General features: G+C 53.5%; 1 protein-coding gene. It reads right to left on the bottom strand.

What is annotated here, in order from left to right:
- Positions 1-460 (bottom strand): hypothetical protein (locus tag ACWXWW_RS17885; RefSeq protein WP_455971336.1); only part of this gene is annotated, 460 nt, incomplete at both ends.

Below are 460 nucleotides of genomic sequence, written 5' to 3'. Positions count from 1 at the left end.
CTCCAGGCGGCGGCGGTGTGAATCCGCATCTTCCGGCTCCTCCCGCCCTCTCTCTCCCTCCTTTTTCTCCCTTCCCCTTCCCTCCTTTCCTCTTCCCTCCTTCCCCTCCCTCCCCCCTCTCTTCTTCTTCTTCTTCCTCTTCTCTCCCTCCTTTCTTCCCTTTTCTTCCTTCTTTCCTTTCTTCCCCTTTCCTTTTCTTCCCTCCTTTCTCTTCTCTTCCTCCCTCTTCTCCTTCCCTCTCTCCTTCTCCTCCTCTCTCTTCTCTCTTCCCTTCTCCCTTCCCTCTCCTCCTTCTCTCTCTCCCTCTCTCTCTCTCTCTCCTTCTCTTTCTTCCTTTTCCTCTCCTCTCTTTCCTTTCCCTCCCTCTTCTCCCCCTCTTCCTCCTTCTTTCCCTCCTCCTTTCTCTTCTTCCTCTCCTCCCTCTTTTCCCTTCCTTTTCTCTCTTCCTCCCCTCTTCTTT

The sequence above is a fragment of the Microbacterium sp. KNMS genome (genome assembly GCF_053851835.1).
The sequence above is the reverse complement of the archived record's forward strand: the minus strand, read 5'-3'. Positions and strand labels throughout refer to the sequence as shown.